The sequence below is a fragment of the Roseibaca sp. Y0-43 genome, from assembly GCF_020667835.1.
Taxonomy (GTDB): domain Bacteria; phylum Pseudomonadota; class Alphaproteobacteria; order Rhodobacterales; family Rhodobacteraceae; genus Roseinatronobacter.
Map to the genome: position 1 here is coordinate 212,127 of NZ_JAFMPR010000003.1, position 16,365 is coordinate 228,491.

Here is a 16,365-nt window from a genome sequence, read left to right on the forward strand (position 1 = left end):
CTGTCCTTAGCCTATGCGCAGGCTTTGGGAAAGAGTAGTCAACCCCACAACGCGGGCAAGGGGGGGTGCACGCCCGCGCCATCGTAGTGCAAGGGTGGTTCCCGGTCCTCGGCCAGCAAAAGCGGGCCGTCCAGATCTACGATCTCGGCCCCTTGTGCGACCAGAACGGCCGGGGCCATGGCCAGCGAACTGCCGACCATGCAGCCAACCATCACGCGGTAGCCCTCGGCGCGGGCCGCATCGCGCAGCGCCAGCGCCTCGGTCAGGCCGCCGGTCTTGTCCAGCTTGATATTCACCATGTCATACTTTCCGCGCAGCCCCGGCAGGCTGTCACGGTCATGGCAGGATTCGTCGGCACAGACAGGCAGGGGACGGGCGATCTCGGCCAGCATGTCATCCTGGCCTGCGGGCAAGGGCTGCTCGACCATCTCGACGCCAAGGCGCAACAGATGCGGGGCCAGATCGGCATAGACATCCGTATCCCAGCCCTCATTGGCGTCAATGATGATCCGGGTGCTAGGCGCGCCGCGCCGCACCGCTTCCAGCCGCGGCATGTCCTCGGGCGTGCCCAGCTTGATCTTCAAAAGCGGCCGCGCCGCGTGCTTGCGTGCGGCCATTTCCATCTTCTCGGGGCTGTCCAGCGACAGGGTAAACGCGGTCACAACTGGCGCGGGCCGCGCCAACCCCGCCATCTGCCAGACAGCGCGACCGGCGCGTTTGGCCTCCCAATCCCACAGGGCGCAATCGGCGGCATTGCGGGCGGCCCCGGCGGGCAGCGCGCCTTGCAACGCGGTGCGGTCCATCCCCTCGGCCAGCCCCTCGATCTGCGCGCGAACCGATGCCATCGTCTCGCCATAGCGCGCATAAGGCACGCATTCGCCCTGGCCCATCACATGACCGCGCAACACCTCGGCGCGCAGCACATCGGCATGGGTCCGCGACCCGCGCGCGATGGTAAAGACTTCCGCCAATGCGAATCGATCCTCGGAAACCCGAAACACGCGATCCCCTTTCATCCTTGCCTAAATATCCTGGGGTGAATGGAGCCGCAGGCTCCAGAGGGGCAAAGCCCCTCAAACTCAAACCACGGGCGCAAAGCCCCTTACATGGCCTCCAAAGCATCGACCAAGCGGCCCGCGCCATGGCGGAACGGATCGACCGTCGGCAGACCCATGCGCGCCTCGATCTCGGCACAGCAGGCCAAGGCCGCATCGTCATCCAGCGCCGCCGTGTTCACCGAAATGCCCACCACCTTGCAGGCCGGGTTTGCCACCCGCGCCAGCGTCAACGCCATGTCGCGCACGGCCTCCAAAGAGGGCAAGTCGTAGCCCGGCAAGCCCCGCATATGGCTGCGCGTCGGCTCATGGCTCAGGATCAGCGCATCAGGCTGGCCGCCATGGATCAGCGCCATCGTCACGCCGGAATAAGACACATGGAACAGCGAGCCTTGCCCCTCGATCAAGTCCCAATGGTCCGGGTCGTTATCCGGCGTCAGCCATTCGACCGACCCGGCCATGAAATCCGCGATGACCGCATCCAGCGGCACGCCGCCCCCGGTAATCAGGATGCCGGTCTGCCCCGTGGCCCGGAAACTGGCCTTCATCCCACGCGCGAGCATCTCGCGCTCCATGCACAGCGCCGTATACATCTTGCCGACAGAGCAGTCGGTGCCCACGGCCAGACAGCGCTTGCCGGTGCGCTTTTCACCATTGGCGATGGGGTATTTGACGGACGGCACGCGCACGTCGTGCAGCTTGCGCCCGGTGGCTTCGGCAACCGCTTTCAAGTCCGGCTCGTCCCGCAAAAGGTTGTGCAGGCCCGACGCCAGGTCGAACCCCTCCTCCAGCGCCGCGATCAGCACCTTCTTCCATGCCGCCGAAATCACCCCGCCCCGGTTCGCGACGCCGATCACCAGCGTCTTCGCGCCCGCGGCCTTGGCTTCGGCCAGCGTCATATCCGGCAGTTTCATGTCGGCGCGGCAACCTTCCATGCGGAGCTGGCCCAGCGCGAAATCGGGGCGCCAATCCTTGATCCCCTGCGCGACCTTGGCGGCCAACGGGTCGGGTGCATCGCCCAGAAACAGCAGGTAGGGGGTCTCGATCATGCGTCGCTCCATTGTCCGGTGGTGGGGATATTGCGCAATTCTACCCAAAGGCTGGCGAAGTGTTTCGCGAATTGCACGCGGTTTCGGGGTATTTGCCGAAGAAATCACCTCATATGCAGCCTATAGCCGCATTTCCTGCCACACGCATCGTGCCATGCTGCCATGCGGCACAAGTTGCCTTTGCATGTGCAGAAAAACAGCTTGCGCGATTGTATGCAATAATATACCAAATTCTCGCACCGTTTCGAAATATCCTGTCCCAAGAGGTAGACCATGAGCTTCCGCCTGCAACCCGCGCCTGTCGCCCGCCCCAATCGCTGCCAATTGTTCGGTCCCGGCTCGCGCGTGGCGCTGTTTGAAAAGATGGCCTCCAGCGCGGCCGATGTCATCAATCTCGACCTAGAGGATTCGGTGGCGCCCTCGGACAAGGACAGCGCGCGCGCCAATGTGATCGCCGCCACGCATGAGGTGGACTGGGGCAAGAAAACGCTCTCGGTGCGCATCAACGGGCTGGACAGCCCCTTCTGGTATCGCGACGTGGTCGACCTGCTGGAACAGGGCTCCGAGCGCTTGGACCAGATCATGATCCCGAAAGTGGGCTGTGCCGCCGACATCTACGCCGTCGATGCGCTTGTCACCTCGATCGAGGCCGCGAAGGGCCGCCAGAAACGCATCGGGTTCGAGGTCATCATCGAATCCGCCGCCGGCATCACCAACGTGGCCGAAATCGCCGCCGCCTCGCCCCGCCTGACCGCCATGAGCCTTGGCGCGGCAGATTTCGCGGCTTCCATGGGGATGGCCACGACCGGCATCGGCGGCACGCAGGAAAACTACTACATGCTGCGCGAGGGCGCGCAATACTGGTCCGACCCGTGGCACTGGGCGCAATCGGCCATCGTCGCCGCCTGCCGCGCAAATGGTGTGTTGCCGGTCGACGGCCCCTTCGGCGATTTCAGCGATGATGACGGCTTCCGCGCACAAGCCCGCCGTTCCGCCACGCTGGGCATGGTTGGCAAATGGGCGATCCACCCCAAGCAGGTGGCGCTCGCCAACGAGGTCTTCACCCCCTCCGAGGCCGCCGTCGCCGAGGCGCGCGAAATCCTCGACGCGATGGAACAGGCCAAGGCGCGCGGCGAGGGCGCGACCGTCTACAAGGGCCGTCTGGTCGACATCGCGTCCATCAAACAGGCAGAAGTCATCGTCCGCCAGGCCGAAATGATCGCGGCCTAACCGCCAGCCGACCGCAAGGCCCCGGATCGCTGCGCGTCCGGGGCACCTGCGCCAGACCTCCCCCATTCATCCTTGCAAAAATATCCTGGGGGAGTCCGGCCCCGGCAGGGGCCGGGCGGGGGCAAAGCCCCCTTCAATCCGCCCACGGCTTTCGCTAGGCTCTGCCCCATCCCCTTTGGCCGGAGCCTTCTCGCGTGACAGACACCGTAACCCCCATGATGGCCCAATACCTGAAGGTAAAGGCCCAGCATCCGGATGCGCTGCTGTTTTACCGCATGGGGGATTTCTACGAATTGTTCTTCGATGACGCCGTGGCAGCGGCGGCGGCGCTCGACATCGCGCTGACAAAGCGCGGCAAGCATCAGGGCGAAGATATCGCCATGTGCGGTGTGCCCCATCACGCGGCAGAGGGGTACCTGCTGACCCTGATCCGCAAAGGGTTCCGCGTGGCGATTGCCGAGCAGATGGAAAGCCCGGAAGAGGCCAAGAAACGCGGCTACAAGGCGGTTGTGCGCCGAGAGGTTGTGCGCCTTGTCACCCCCGGCACCCTGACAGAGGACAGTTTGCTCGACGCGCGGCGGCATAATTTCCTTGCCGCCTATGCCGAGATCCGCGACGCGGGCGCGTTGGCTTGGGTCGATATTTCCACCGGGCAGGTGCGCGTCATGGCCTGCACCCGTGCGCGACTTGGCCCGGAACTTGCGCGATTGGCCCCGCGCGAGGTGCTGGTGGCCGATCCCATGGCCGAGGCGTTGCGCCCGGTGGTTGAGGAGATGGGCGCGGCGCTGACCGCGCTTGCGCCTGCGAGTTTCGACAGCGCATCCGCCGAGCGGCGCTTGTGCGACCTGTACGGCGTGCAAACCCTCGACGGGTTCGGCCAGTTTTCCCGGCCCGAGCGCGCGGCACTTGGCGCATTGGTCGATTATCTGGACCTGACGCAGCGCGGCAAGCTGCCCCTGTTGCAGCCCCCGACGCTTGAAAGCCTCGATGCCTCGGTGCAGATCGACGCCGCCACGCGCCGCAACCTGGAACTGACACAAGCGTTGTCGGGCGGGCGCGACGGCTCGCTCTTGGCGGCGATTGACCGCACGGTCACGGCGGCGGGCGCGCGGCTTCTGGAGCGGCGCTTGTCCGCACCTGCGCGCCGGGCCGAGACGGCGCTGTCGCGGCAGGCTTGCGTGACGTTTCTGCATGTCCAGTCGCGGCTTTGCGCCGATTTGCGGCAGGCGCTCAAATCCGTGCCTGATCTGGACCGCGCGCTCTCGCGCCTGTCGCTGGACCGGGGCGGGCCGCGCGACTTGGGCGCCGTGCGGCAGGCCTTGGCGCAGGCGGGCAGCTTGGCAACCCAGCTAGAAGTGCCGGATTTGCCCCAGCTTTTGGCAGATGCCCGCGCGGACCTTCTGGGCCATGACGAGTTGCTAGACCTGCTCGACGCCGCACTGGTGGCAGAGCCGCCGCTGCTGGCCCGCGATGGTGGCTTTATCGCGCCCGGCCATGACCCGGATCTGGACGATGCCCGCCGCTTGCGCGACGAGGGCCGCAGCGTGATCGCCGCCATGCAGGCCGATTATGCCAATGACACAGGCATCACCTCGCTCAAGATCAAGCATAACAACGTGCTGGGCTATTTTATCGAAGTGACCAGCACCCATGCCGAGCGGATGCTGTCCCAGCCCCTGTCGGACCGCTTCATCCACCGCCAGACCACGGCGAACCAGGTGCGCTTTACCACGGTAGAGCTGTCCGAGATGGAAACCCGCATCCTGAACGCGGGCGGCCGCGCGCTCGAGATCGAGAAACGCCTGTTCGACGGCTTGCGCGCTGAAGTGCTGGATGCCGCCGCCGCCTTGTCCCAAACCGCGCGCGCCTTGGCCGAGATTGACTTGGCGAGCGCTTTGGCCGATCTGGCCCGCGCAGGCGATTGGTGCGCGCCGAAGCTGGATGACAGCCGCGCCTTTGCCATCGAAGGGGGCCGTCACCCGGTGGTCGAAGCGGCGCTGAAACGTGCCGGAGAGCCGTTCATCGCCAATGATTGCGACCTGTCGGCGGGCGAGGGCGCGGCGATCTGGTTGCTGACAGGTCCGAACATGGCCGGTAAATCGACCTTCCTGCGGCAAAACGCGCTGATCGCCATTCTGGCGCAGATGGGTGCTTGGGTGCCCGCGAAAGCGGCGCATATCGGGATGGTCAGCCAAGTGTTCAGCCGCGTGGGCGCGAGCGACGATCTGGCGCGCGGGCGGTCCACCTTCATGGTGGAAATGGTCGAAACGGCGGCGATCCTGAACCAGGCCGATGACCGGGCGCTGGTGATCCTCGATGAAATCGGGCGCGGCACGGCGACCTATGACGGGTTGTCGATTGCCTGGGCGACGCTCGAACATTTGCACGATGTGAACCGCACCCGTGCGCTGTTTGCCACGCATTACCACGAGATGACGGCGCTGTCCGACCGGCTGGCAGGGGTGCAAAATGCGACGGTGGCGGTCAAGGAATGGCAAGGCGATGTCGTGTTCCTGCACGAGGTGCGGCGCGGGGCCGCCGACCGCAGCTATGGCGTGCAGGTGGCCCGGCTTGCGGGGCTGCCCGCGCCGGTGATCGCGCGCGCGCGCGAGGTTCTGGCGGCGCTCGAAGATGGCGCAAGGGGCAGCTCGCCCAAGGCGCTGATCGACGATCTGCCCCTGTTCTCTGCGGTGCAAGCGCCCGCGCCTGCACCTGCCAAGCCGTCGCCGGTGCTGGACGCCTTGGCGGATGTGAACCCGGATATGCTGTCCCCGCGCGAGGCGCTGGACATGTTGTATAAGCTGAAGGGCATGGCGTCGGATGGTTGACCCGCGCCCCGGACTTGATCCGGGGCCTAGCGACCGGCGCGGTTGACGGCGAGGCCCCGGGTCAAGCCCGGGGCGCGCGGCGCATCAGATACCAGCAGCGGTTAATTGCGCCCCGTCATGCCCCGTGATGCGGGCTTGCACGATCTGGCCCACGGTCTGATCCGCGTCAAACACCGTTTCGGCAAATTGCGGGGTGCGGCCCATGCGCGGGTTTTCCATCAGCACCGGGTGCGTGGCCCCGACCTGCGCATTCAGATGGCGCGCGACCGCCGCCGCGCCCGCCGCGCGCAACCGCGCCGCGCGCTCGCGGATGGCTGTGCCGTTCACTTGCGGCATCCGCGCGGCGGGGGTGCCCTTGCGGGGGCTGAACGGGAAAACATGCAGCCATGTCAGCCCGCATTCCTCGACCAGCTTCAGCGAGTTCTCGAACATCGCCTCGGTCTCTGTCGGGAAGCCCGCGATGACGTCGGCGCCAAAGGCCATGTCGGGCCGCAGGCGGCGCGCTTCGGTGCAAAACGCGATCGCATCGTCGCGCAGGTGGCGGCGTTTCATACGTTTCAGGATCATGTCATCGCCTGCCTGCAAGGACAGGTGCAAATGCGGCATCAGGCGCGGTTCCGTGGCGATGGTTTCCATCAGCGCCGGGTCGGCCTCTATCGAATCAATGGACGAAATACGCAGCCGTGCCAAATCCGGCACCAGCCGCAGGATGCGGCGCACCAGATCGCCCAAGCGGGGCTGGGCGGGCAGGTCCGCGCCCCAGCTTGTCAGGTCGACGCCAGTCAGAACGACTTCCAGATAACCCTCGTCCACCAGCCGCTTGATCTGCTCGACCACCACGCCCGCGGGCACAGAACGCGAATTGCCGCGGCCATATGGGATGATGCAGAACGTGCACCGATGATCGCAGCCGTTCTGCACCTGCACATAGGCGCGGGCGCGCGTGCCGAAGCCGTCGATCAGGTGGCTGGCGGTTTCACGCACCGACATGATGTCATCGACCATTACGCGCTCTGTCTGGCCGATCAGGTCGGGGGTCAGGCTGGCCCATGTCGCGGGCTGCATCTTTTCCGAATTGCCGATGACGCGGGTCACTTCGGGCATGGCCGCGAAGGTTTCGGGTTCGGTCTGGGCTGCACAGCCCGTCACGATAATGGGCGCATCCGGGTTGTCGCGGCGCAGGCGGCGGATTTCCTGTCGCGCCTTGCGCACGGCTTCGGACGTGACGGCGCAGGTGTTCACGACCAGCGCATCGCGCACGCCGGCTTCCTCGGCCAGCCGCTTCATGGCCTCGGTCTCATAGGCGTTCAGGCGGCAGCCAAGCGTGGTGAAGCGCGGAGCCGCGGTCACTGACCGAACCCTTCGGCCAGCGTGGCGGTGAAGACATGCGCCACCGGCCCGGTCAGCCAGACGCCATCGTCGCGCCAATCGACCATCAGCGTGCCACCATCGGCGGTGATCGTCACCTGCCGCCCGGTCAGGTCACGCAGGTTGGCGGCAACGGCTGTCGCGCAGGCCCCGGAGCCGCAGGCAAGCGTGATGCCCGTGCCCCTTTCCCACACGCGCAGGCGCAGGTGGTCGGGCGCGATCAGCGACGCGAATTCCACGTTCGTCGCCTCTGGAAAGAGCGGGTCATGTTCCACGACCGGGCCTTGGGTCGCGACAGGGGCGGCATCGGCATCGGCCACGAAATGCACGCAATGGGGGTTGCCCATGCCGACCGCGACCGGGTCGCCCGGCAGGGGCAGGTGTTCAATATCGCACTTCTGCGATAGGGGAATGTCCTGCCAGTCCAGCACGGGCGCGCCCATATTGACCCAGATCTGCCCGCCGCGATCCTCGGCATATAAAATCCCGCGCGCTGTGCGAATGGTCAGTGTCTTGGCCCCGGTCTGACACATGACCATAGACGCCACACAACGCGTGGCATTGCCGCAAGCGCCCGCGCGCGAGCCGTCGGCGTTCCAGAATTCCAGCAGCAGATCGGCATCGTCAGCCGGGCGCAATTCGGCCAGTTGGTCGAATCCCACGCCGCGATGGCGATCGCCCAAGGCTTGCGCCAGCGCAGGCGTCGTCAGCCGCTCCGCGCAGCCGCGCGAATCGATCACGACGAAATCATTTCCCGCGCCGTGCATTTTGGAAAAGATAAGGCCCGTGCCAGTCATGCGCGCCATATAGCGATGCATATGCACCCTGACCAGCCCCGCGAAATGGGGCATGTGGAAAACATTGCGAAAGCGTGGCTTTTGTCCTTGACCCTGTGACGCGGCTTTTCTAAGTAGCGGCCTCAGAGTGAGCCGGTAGCTCAGCCGGTAGAGCAACTGACTTTTAATCAGTAGGTCCAGGGTTCGAACCCCTGCCGGCTCACCATTTTCCCGAAATCCCTGTTTCGTCAGCTTGCAGGCCCGCGCCTTGCGGCGTAGCACTTGGGCCAACCCGGTCCTGCGCGCAAAGGTCTGCCCAATGAAACGCTCTCGTATCAACGCCATCATGGCAGAGGCGGATGAGATGATCCGCCGCCATGGCTTCGTGCTGCCGCCCTTCGCCTACTGGACCCCGGACGCTTTCAAGGCCCGCGCCGCTGATGCCCGCCATGTGATCGACGCGCGCTGTGGCTGGGACATTACCGATTACGGCGCGGGGCGGTTCGACCAGATGGGGCTGTTCCTGTTCACCCTGCGCAACGGGCTATTGGCCGACCTGCAACGTGGCGGCGGCATGTGCTATGCCGAGAAGCTGCTGATCTCGCGGCAGGACCAGCTTTCGCCCATGCACACCCACGCGCTGAAGGCCGAGGACATCATCAACCGGGGCGGGGCCACGCTGGTGGTCGAGCTGTACGGGTCCGACGATCACGGCGGCTTTGCCGAGGACAAGGGCGGCACGGTCTGGCTGGACGGCATTCGCCACGACTATGCCCCCGGAGAAAAGCTGCGCCTGCGCCCCGGCGAAAGCGTGACCCTGCGCCCCGGCGACTGGCACGCGTTCTGGGGCGAGGGTGGGGATGTGCTGATTGGCGAGGTTTCGACCGTCAATGATGACGAGACCGACAATATCTTCCGCGATCCCATCGGGCGCTTTGCCGAGGTCGAGGAAGACGAAGCCCCCACGCATCTGCTGGTCAGCGATTACCGGGCGTGTCTGGGCTAGGCCCGGTCTGCGTGGTCTGCGCGACATCAAGTCCGGCCCGGCGATCCTGTGTTATACTGCACGGCAGAGGAGGTCCGGACCATGATAACCCTAGAGGATATGGAAGACATGTCGGCCCTGACGCGGGCCGAGATTGATGCACTGGCAAAGCATGAACATCTGGCCATCGGCAACGCGACGCTGCTGGGCGAATACCTGATGCAGGTCCATCACGGGCCGCAAAAGGTTCAGGAAATGATTTGCGACGATATTCGCGAAGCACTTCATGCCGATGATGTCCCCCGCGCCGCGACCCTTTTCGCCGTGCTGCGCGGGTTTCTGGCAGAGCATCCGGACGCCGCGCGCGGGGCGCGGGGTTAGGTCAAGCGTCAGATCGGTTCCACATCGACGCTGTGGCGGCTGTTCTGCGTCCCCGACGTGCGCAACACGCCCTTGACCGGGGCAATATCGGCATAGTCGCGCCCATAGGCGACGACGATATGGTCCGCCTCGACAAAGCAGTTATTGGTCGGGTCGATTTCGACCCAGCCGGTTTCGTTTCCGCACCAGGCCATGACCCAGGCGTGCATCGCGTCTGCCCCGTCCAGCCGGGGCTGGCCGGGCGGCGGGATGGTGCGCAAAAAGCCCGACACATAGCCCGCCGGAATGCCAAGCGCGCGCAAGGCTGCGATCATCACATGCGAGAAGTCCTGACAGACGCCATGCCGGTTGGCAAAGGCCTCTCCCGGCGGTGTGTCGACATCGGTCGCGCCGGGATCGAAGCGCATTTCGGAATGGATGGCCTGTCCCAGTGCCCCGACGGTCTGGCGCACGGTCTGATCCGGCTTGTGAAAGCTGGTGGCAAAGGCAGCGATCTCGGGCTCTGGGCCGATGCGGCGGGATGGGCCAAGGAAGTGATGCGGCGACAGGCTGTCAAGATTGCGATAGGCCGCGATTTCCGCGCCCAGACCCGCAAGGTTCGGCGACAGGTCCAGACTGCCTGCGGGTGCCAGCCGCTCGACCCGTGCATGCAGTTTGAAGTCGATCCGGTCGATGGGCTGGTGAAAGCTGAGAATGCTCATCGCATTGCCGAAGAAATCGGTCGTGTCGCGCCGCTCGTCCGGTTCGGGGTCCACCGACAGCAACCGCGCCGTGATGCGTTGCTGGCCGGGCAGGTTCGAGGGCAAAAGCCGCACTACGGTGCGGGCGCGGTCCGAGGGGGCACCATAATTATAACCGATCGCAAGGCGAATATCGTATTGCATGGCCCCTCGTCAGTTCAGATAGGCACTGGCCAGCTTGGCCGAAATATCGGCAAGCGCCGCGCGAATGTCGGTCAGGCAGGCGATGGTAATGTCGCTGGGGTGGGCCACGACAAGCTGCGTTTCCAGCCGCAACAGCGCGCCCAGAACGTCCGACACGCGGCCCGCCACCTGCGCGCGCGGCAGGTCTTGGGCAATCCGACGCATGGCCGTGACCTGAAACAGCACCGACCGGGGGTTATTCGCATCCAGCGCCAGCAGGTCGCCGACGGTTTCCCATGTCGGATCGACCCGGTAGCGGCGCTGGTGGGTGATGCGGCTGTCGCCATATTCCAGCGCCATGTCCAGCAGGCCCAGACCCGGCACGTCCCCGGCCATGCAGGCGGTCAGCACGGCAGCGGCGGCATCGGCGCGTTCCATCGCGCGGCCCAGCGTCAGGAAGCGCCAGCCAGAGGTGCGGTGCATGTTCTCGTGCACAAGACCGTTGAAGCCGGTGATCTTGCGCAGCAGAATGCCAAGCTGGCGGGCGCATTCGTCGCCGGGCTGGATATTGGCCGACATCGCGTCAAGGCTGGTCATCAGGTCCGTCAGCGCCGCCCAGCCATCCACCGAGAAGCGGTCGCGCACCCGGCCCGCTGACAGCCGGGCCGACCCCAGCATGGGGGTCAGGGTGGCGTGGGCCGGTGCGCCCACATCGACGAAAAGCGCGGCCAGCAAGTTGGAAATCTGCTGCACGCTGTCATCGTCGGGATCACCGGTTTCGGCCAGCCGCAAATGATAGCCGCGCAGCAGGCGGATCGCGCCTTCGGCCCGTTCGACATAGCGGCCCAGCCAGAACAGGTTATCGGCGGCGCGGCTGGGCAGCGCGCCCGTATCCTCGCGGCGGAAGCGTTCATTATCGAACAGGGTTTCCGGCGGGGCCGGGCGGTCGCACATGATCCAGACATCGGCCACCGACCCGCCTTGCTGCATCGACAGCGCGCCCGCTTCCTCGGTGCGGCCCACGCGAGCATATCCGCCGGGCAGGAACACCCAGCCCTGCGCCGTGCGCGCGGCAAAAACCCGCACGCTCATCGGGCGCGGCAAAAGCCGGTCCTCTATCCATGCGGGCGTGGTCGAGAGGGTGACGGTTTCCTGCCCCACAAGATTGGCCGCATTGGCCTCGATCCATGTGCCAAGCGCGTCGCCCGCAAGTGTCTGCGCCGTGCCTGCCAGCCCGTCGGCATTGCCGATGTCGAAGGGCAGCGCACGGCTGAGCGCGTCGCCGATGAACATCTTGCCCGCGTTGTCCTGCACGAAACTGCGTTCCGAGTCCTGTCCGCACCACCATGTGGCGATATTGGGCATTTTCAGCTTCTCGCCCAGCAGCACTTCGGAAATCTGCGGCAAGAAGGCGAGGAAGGCGCGCGTCTCCAGAATGCCGGAACCCAGCGCGTTCACGATGTTCACGCGACCTTGGCGCACCGCGTCGACCAGCCCCGGCGTGCCGATCTGCGATGTCTCGTCCAGCTCCAGCGGGTCGGCATAGCCGGTATCCAGCCGTCGCCACAACACGCCTACATCCTGCGGGCCGGACACGGTGCGCACCTGCACGGTGCCGTTCTGGACGATCAGGTCTTCGCCTTCCAACAGCGGCAGGCCAAGATAGCGCGCCACATAGGTATGTTCGAAATAGGTGTCGTTGCCGGGGCCGGGCGACAGGATCGCCGCGCGCCCGCCATTGCGGCCAAGGTCATCCAGCGCGCCGCGAAACGCGCGGAAGAACCCGGCCAGACGCCGCACATTCGCGCGCGGCACCGGTTCGGGGAAAACCCGCGCCGTGGCCATGCGGTTTTCCAGCGCGAACCCCGCGCCCGAAGGCGATTGCGTCCGGTCGCCCAAGACCAGCCAAGACCCGTCCGGGCTGCGCCCGATCTCGAACGCGATCAAGTGCAGGAAATGGCCCGAGGCGGGTTTCATCCCCACCAAGGGGCGGTGCCATTCGGGGTTTTGCGCCACCAGCGCGGCGGGCAGATGGCCGTCGCGCACAAGCGTGCAGTCGCCGTAAAGGTCGGCGACCACGCGCTCCAGCAATTCGGCGCGCTGTGTCAGGCCTGCGCAAATCGCATCCCAGTCGCGTTCGTGCAGGATGACGGGAATATGGCTGAGCGGCCATTCCCGTTCTTGCAACGGGTCGGCGCTATACTGGCGAAAGAACACGCCTGCATCGCGCAGGTAGCGGTCGCCGCGGGCAAACCGTTCGGCGACCTCTTCGGGCGAGAGCTTGGCAAGCTGCGCCATGAACGCCGTCCAGGCGGGACGCATGGCCCCGCTGGCGTCGAACAACTCATCCGCAACACCTGACCGCAGCTTGTAATCGGCCAGAAGCGGGGTTGGCGGCAGTGATTTCGCCTGACCGCTCATGCAAGCCCCGGCGGTCGCCGCAGATCCAGCGTCAGCGGAAATTCGGGATGTGGCGTCTCGTTGGCCGGGATGTAGCCGCCTGACGAATGCCCGAAGGGTTCGAACCGCGCCAGACGGCGGGCCTCTGCTTCGTTTCCGTTGACGGGGAAGGTGTCGTAATTGCGCCCGCCGGGATGGGCAACATGATAGACGCAGCCACCGATGGGCCGGCCCGTCCATGTGTCGTAGATGTCGAATGTCAGCGGCGCGTTCACGGGCAGGACCGGGTGCAGCGCCTCTGCCGGTTGCCATGCCTTGAACCGCACAGCCCCCACGCTTTCGCCCGACGTGCCCGAGGCCGCCATCGGCACGGGCCGGCGGTTGCACATGACGCGGTAGCGGTCGGTGGCGGCGCCGGTCAGCTTGACTTGCAAGCGTTCGACCGAACTGTCGGTATAGCGCACCGTGCCGCCAATCGCGCCGGTTTCGCCCAGCACATGCCACGGCTCCAGCGCCTGACGCAGTTCCAGTTTCACGCCTTCGACCGCGACCTCGCCGCAGAAGGGGAAGCGGAACTCGGCCTGTGCTTCATACCAGACAGGGTCCAGATCGAAGCCATGATCGCGCAGGTCGCGCAGCAAGGTCAGGAAATCTTCCCACAGGAAATGCGGCAGCATGAAACGGTCATGCAGCACCGTGCCCCAGCGCACGGGCCGCCCTTCGACCGGGTTGTTCCACGCGCGTGCGATGATGGCGCGGATCAGAAGCTGTTGGGCGAGGTTCATGCGCGGATGCGGCGGCATCTCGAACCCGCGAAACTCGACCAGCCCCAGACGCCCGGTCGGCCCATCGGGCGAATACAGCTTGTCGATGCAGATCTCGGCGCGGTGGGTATTGCCGGTGACATCGGTCAGCATGTTGCGCAGCAAGCGGTCCACCAGCCATGGCGGCGGGGCCATGCCATTGCCCGGTTTCGGGATCTGCGACAGCGCGATTTCCAGCTCATACAGCGTGTCATGCCGCGCCTCGTCAATGCGCGGGGCTTGGCTGGTCGGGCCGATGAACAGGCCAGAGAACAGGTAGCTGAGCGACGGGTGCCGCTGCCACAACAGGATCAGCGATTTCAGCACATCGGGACGGCGCAGGAAGGGGCTGTCATTCGTGTTCGCCCCGCCGACAACCACATGGTTGCCGCCTCCGGTCCCGGTGTGGCGCCCGTCGATCATGAACTTGTCGGCGCCAAGGCGGCATTGGCGCGCCTCTTCATAGATCGCCTCTGTGGTGGCGACGCAATCGTCCCAGCTATGCGCGGGGTGGATGTTCACCTCTATCACGCCGGGGTCGGGGGCCACGCGGATCACGTTCAGGCGGCTGTCATGGGGCGGGGCGTAACCCTCTATGTGAATGGGCAGGCCCATGTCCTTGGCGGTGGCTTCTGCGGCGGCCAACAGGTCGAGGTAATCCTCCACCCTCTCGACCGGGGGCATGAAGACGCAAAGCCGCCCGTCGCGCGGCTCTACCGACAAGGCGGTGCGCACCACGCCTTCTATCGGGATCATCTGCTGGCCGACCCTGTCCTGCGCAGGCCCGCCGGGTTTGAGTTCAGAGACGGGCTGGCGGTGTTCCGGCGTGGTCGCGGGCATCCCGTCTTCGTCGTGGTAATCCGGCAAAGGCTCTTGCAGGGTGGTCGGGTCGGACGGGTAGATATAGGGAAACTGCACGGGCGACACATAGGGCAACGTGCCCAAGGGCAGACGGTAGCCGACCGCGCTGTCACCGGGCACCAGATAGACCTTGCCACGCCGCAATTTCCACTTCTCGGATTGCCAGATGCGGCCAGCCGCGCGCGACTGCCAGCGCTGGATCGGCAGCACATGGCCTGCCGGCTTGGTCAGCCCCCGCTCGAACACGCGGGCGATGCGGGCGCGTTCCTCGGGGTCTTTCAGCTTCGAATTCTCTGGCGTGACATTGGCGGGCAGGTTGCCTTCGCGGACAATCCACTCTGCCGGGTCTTCATAGGCAGGCAGGACGAATTCCGCGCCAACGCCCAGCCGTTCGGCCATGCCGCCCAGAAACTGCGCGGCTTCCTTTTCGGTGGCCCCTGTCTGCGCCCCCTCTTCCGCCACAAGCGCGGCGTCCGCCCAGACGGGTTTGCCGTCTTGCCGCCAATAGAGCGAGAAGGTCCAGCGCGGCAGGGTTTCGCCCGGATACCACTTGCCTTGGCCATAGTGCAGAAACCCACCGGGCGCGAAACGGTCGCGCAAGCGGCGGATCAGCTTGTCGGCCAGCGCGCGTTTCATGGGGCCGACGGCGGCAGTGTTCCATTCGGCGCTCTCGAAATCGTCGATGGACACGAATGTCGGCTCGCCCCCCATGGTCAGGCGCACATCGCCCGCCTGAAGGGCTGCGTCCACCTTGCGGCCGGTGTCGTTCAGCTTGTCCCAAGCGGCATCGGAAAACGGCTTCGTGATGCGCGGATGCTCTGCCACGCGGGTCACGCGCATGTCGAAATCGAACTCTGTCTCGGCAAAGCTGGACATGCCGGAAATGGGGGCTGCATTGCGGTAATGGGGCGTTGCCGCCAGCGGGATATGGCTTTCACCCGTCAGCAGCCCCGATGTCGGGTCCAGCCCGATCCAGCCCGCACCGGGCAGATACACCTCGACCCATGCGTGCAGGTCGGTAAAGTCATGGTCGGTGCCCGATGGCCCATCCAGCGATTTCACATCGGGCGTCAGCTGGACCAGGTAGCCCGACACGAAACGCGCGGCAAAACCCAGATGGCGCAACACCTGCACCAAAAGCCAACTGGAGTCGCGGCATGACCCGGTTTTCTTGGTCAGCGTTTCCTCTGGCGTCTGCACGCCCGGTTCCATGCGGATGGTGTAGCCGATTTCCTGCGACACGCGCGCATTCAGCCCGACCAGGAAATCCACCGTGCGGGTTTCGTCGAACTCGATGGAGCCAATGAATTTCGCAAGCCGCGGCCCCTCGGCTTCGGGCGTGCGGTAGATGACAAGGTCTTGGCGCAGATCTTCGGGGTAGTCGAAGGGCCAATGCTCGGCGCTATCTTCGACGAAGAAATCGAACGGGTTGTAGACGGTCATATCCGCGACCAGATCGACCTCTATCTTGAACTCCCGGACCGGTTCGGGAAAGACGAAGCGCGCCAGCCAGTTGCCGTAAGGGTCTTGTTGGTGGTTCACGAAATGCCCGCCGGGCGACACTTTCAGACTGTGCGAAATCACCCGCGTGCGGCTGTGCGGTGCAGGGCGCAGACGCACGATCTGGGGCGAAAGCGTGACCGGCCTGTCATAGCGATAATGCGTCAGATGATACAGGCTGGCATAGATGGACATAGTCGGCGCTCGCTTGTCTGGGTCGTTGGTCTGCCGAAACTGTGTCACGCTAGGGGGTGTCGAGGCAAGCT

The 16,365-nt window shown here is 65.4% G+C and carries 11 protein-coding genes and 1 tRNA gene; 5 read left to right on the forward strand and 7 right to left on the reverse strand.

Annotated features, from left to right (window positions below; translation table 11 throughout):
• Positions 1-38 precede the first annotated feature (38 nt).
• Both dgcA and dgcN read right to left on the reverse strand, forming a co-directional pair.
• On the reverse strand, positions 39-1,001 hold the full coding sequence (gene dgcA / locus J1C52_RS05220) for an N-acetyl-D-Glu racemase DgcA (RefSeq protein WP_227426868.1): 963 nt from the start codon (positions 999-1,001) through the stop codon (positions 39-41).
• 101 nt (positions 1,002-1,102) lie between these two features.
• Positions 1,103-2,104, reverse strand: a complete 1,002-nt coding sequence (gene dgcN, locus J1C52_RS05225; RefSeq protein ID WP_227426869.1) for an N-acetyltransferase DgcN — start codon at positions 2,102-2,104, stop codon at positions 1,103-1,105.
• A 273-nt stretch (positions 2,105-2,377) separates the two neighbouring features.
• Here dgcN and J1C52_RS05230 point away from each other — a divergent pair, with 273 nt between their 5' ends.
• Together J1C52_RS05230 and mutS are read left to right on the forward strand one after the other, a co-directional pair.
• The gene (locus J1C52_RS05230; protein WP_227426870.1) at positions 2,378-3,334 is read left to right on the forward strand and encodes an L-malyl-CoA/beta-methylmalyl-CoA lyase; all 957 of its coding nucleotides are present in this window, start codon (positions 2,378-2,380) and stop codon (positions 3,332-3,334) included.
• Between the two features lie 215 nt (positions 3,335-3,549).
• Entirely contained in the window at positions 3,550-6,162 is a 2,613-nt protein-coding gene (gene mutS, locus J1C52_RS05235) for a DNA mismatch repair protein MutS (RefSeq protein ID WP_227426988.1), read from the forward strand.
• Positions 6,163-6,246: 84 nt separating this feature from the next.
• Here mutS and mtaB read toward each other — a convergent pair whose 3' ends face one another.
• Both mtaB and dapF read right to left on the reverse strand, forming a co-directional pair.
• Positions 6,247-7,512, reverse strand: coding sequence for a tRNA (N(6)-L-threonylcarbamoyladenosine(37)-C(2))-methylthiotransferase MtaB (gene mtaB, locus J1C52_RS05240; RefSeq protein ID WP_227426871.1), 1,266 nt, complete (start codon positions 7,510-7,512; stop codon positions 6,247-6,249).
• A complete protein-coding gene (dapF, locus tag J1C52_RS05245; protein WP_420895754.1) occupies positions 7,509-8,336 on the reverse strand; it encodes a diaminopimelate epimerase in 828 nt (275 codons plus the stop codon). Before dapF ends, mtaB begins: the two co-directional genes overlap by 4 nt.
• 120 nt (positions 8,337-8,456) lie before the next feature.
• On the opposite strand from dapF, the gene J1C52_RS05250 reads away from it, so the two are divergent.
• The 3 genes from J1C52_RS05250 to J1C52_RS05260 all read left to right on the forward strand — a co-directional run bounded on the left by J1C52_RS05250 (position 8,457) and on the right by J1C52_RS05260 (position 9,672).
• A tRNA-Lys gene (locus J1C52_RS05250) sits at positions 8,457-8,532 on the forward strand.
• Between the two features lie 93 nt (positions 8,533-8,625).
• Positions 8,626-9,312 (forward strand): D-lyxose/D-mannose family sugar isomerase, encoded by a 687-nt coding sequence (locus tag J1C52_RS05255; RefSeq protein WP_227426873.1) that lies wholly within the window; start codon positions 8,626-8,628, stop codon positions 9,310-9,312.
• An 81-nt stretch (positions 9,313-9,393) separates the two neighbouring features.
• Positions 9,394-9,672, forward strand: coding sequence for a hypothetical protein (locus tag J1C52_RS05260; RefSeq protein ID WP_227426874.1), 279 nt, complete (start codon positions 9,394-9,396; stop codon positions 9,670-9,672).
• An 8-nt stretch (positions 9,673-9,680) separates the two neighbouring features.
• Here the strand turns inward: J1C52_RS05260 and J1C52_RS05265 are convergent, their stop codons facing one another.
• Genes J1C52_RS05265 through J1C52_RS05275 form a run of 3 tightly spaced genes read right to left on the reverse strand, consistent with a single transcriptional unit; the run spans position 9,681 to position 16,294 of the window.
• On the reverse strand, positions 9,681-10,556 hold the full coding sequence (locus J1C52_RS05265) for a transglutaminase family protein (RefSeq protein WP_227426875.1): 876 nt from the start codon (positions 10,554-10,556) through the stop codon (positions 9,681-9,683).
• 9 nt (positions 10,557-10,565) lie between these two features.
• The gene (locus tag J1C52_RS05270; RefSeq protein WP_227426876.1) at positions 10,566-12,956 is read right to left on the reverse strand and encodes a circularly permuted type 2 ATP-grasp protein; all 2,391 of its coding nucleotides are present in this window, start codon (positions 12,954-12,956) and stop codon (positions 10,566-10,568) included.
• The gene (locus J1C52_RS05275; protein WP_227426877.1) at positions 12,953-16,294 is read right to left on the reverse strand and encodes a DUF2126 domain-containing protein; all 3,342 of its coding nucleotides are present in this window, start codon (positions 16,292-16,294) and stop codon (positions 12,953-12,955) included. Before J1C52_RS05275 ends, J1C52_RS05270 begins: the two co-directional genes overlap by 4 nt.
• Between the last annotated feature and the right edge of the window lie 71 nt (positions 16,295-16,365).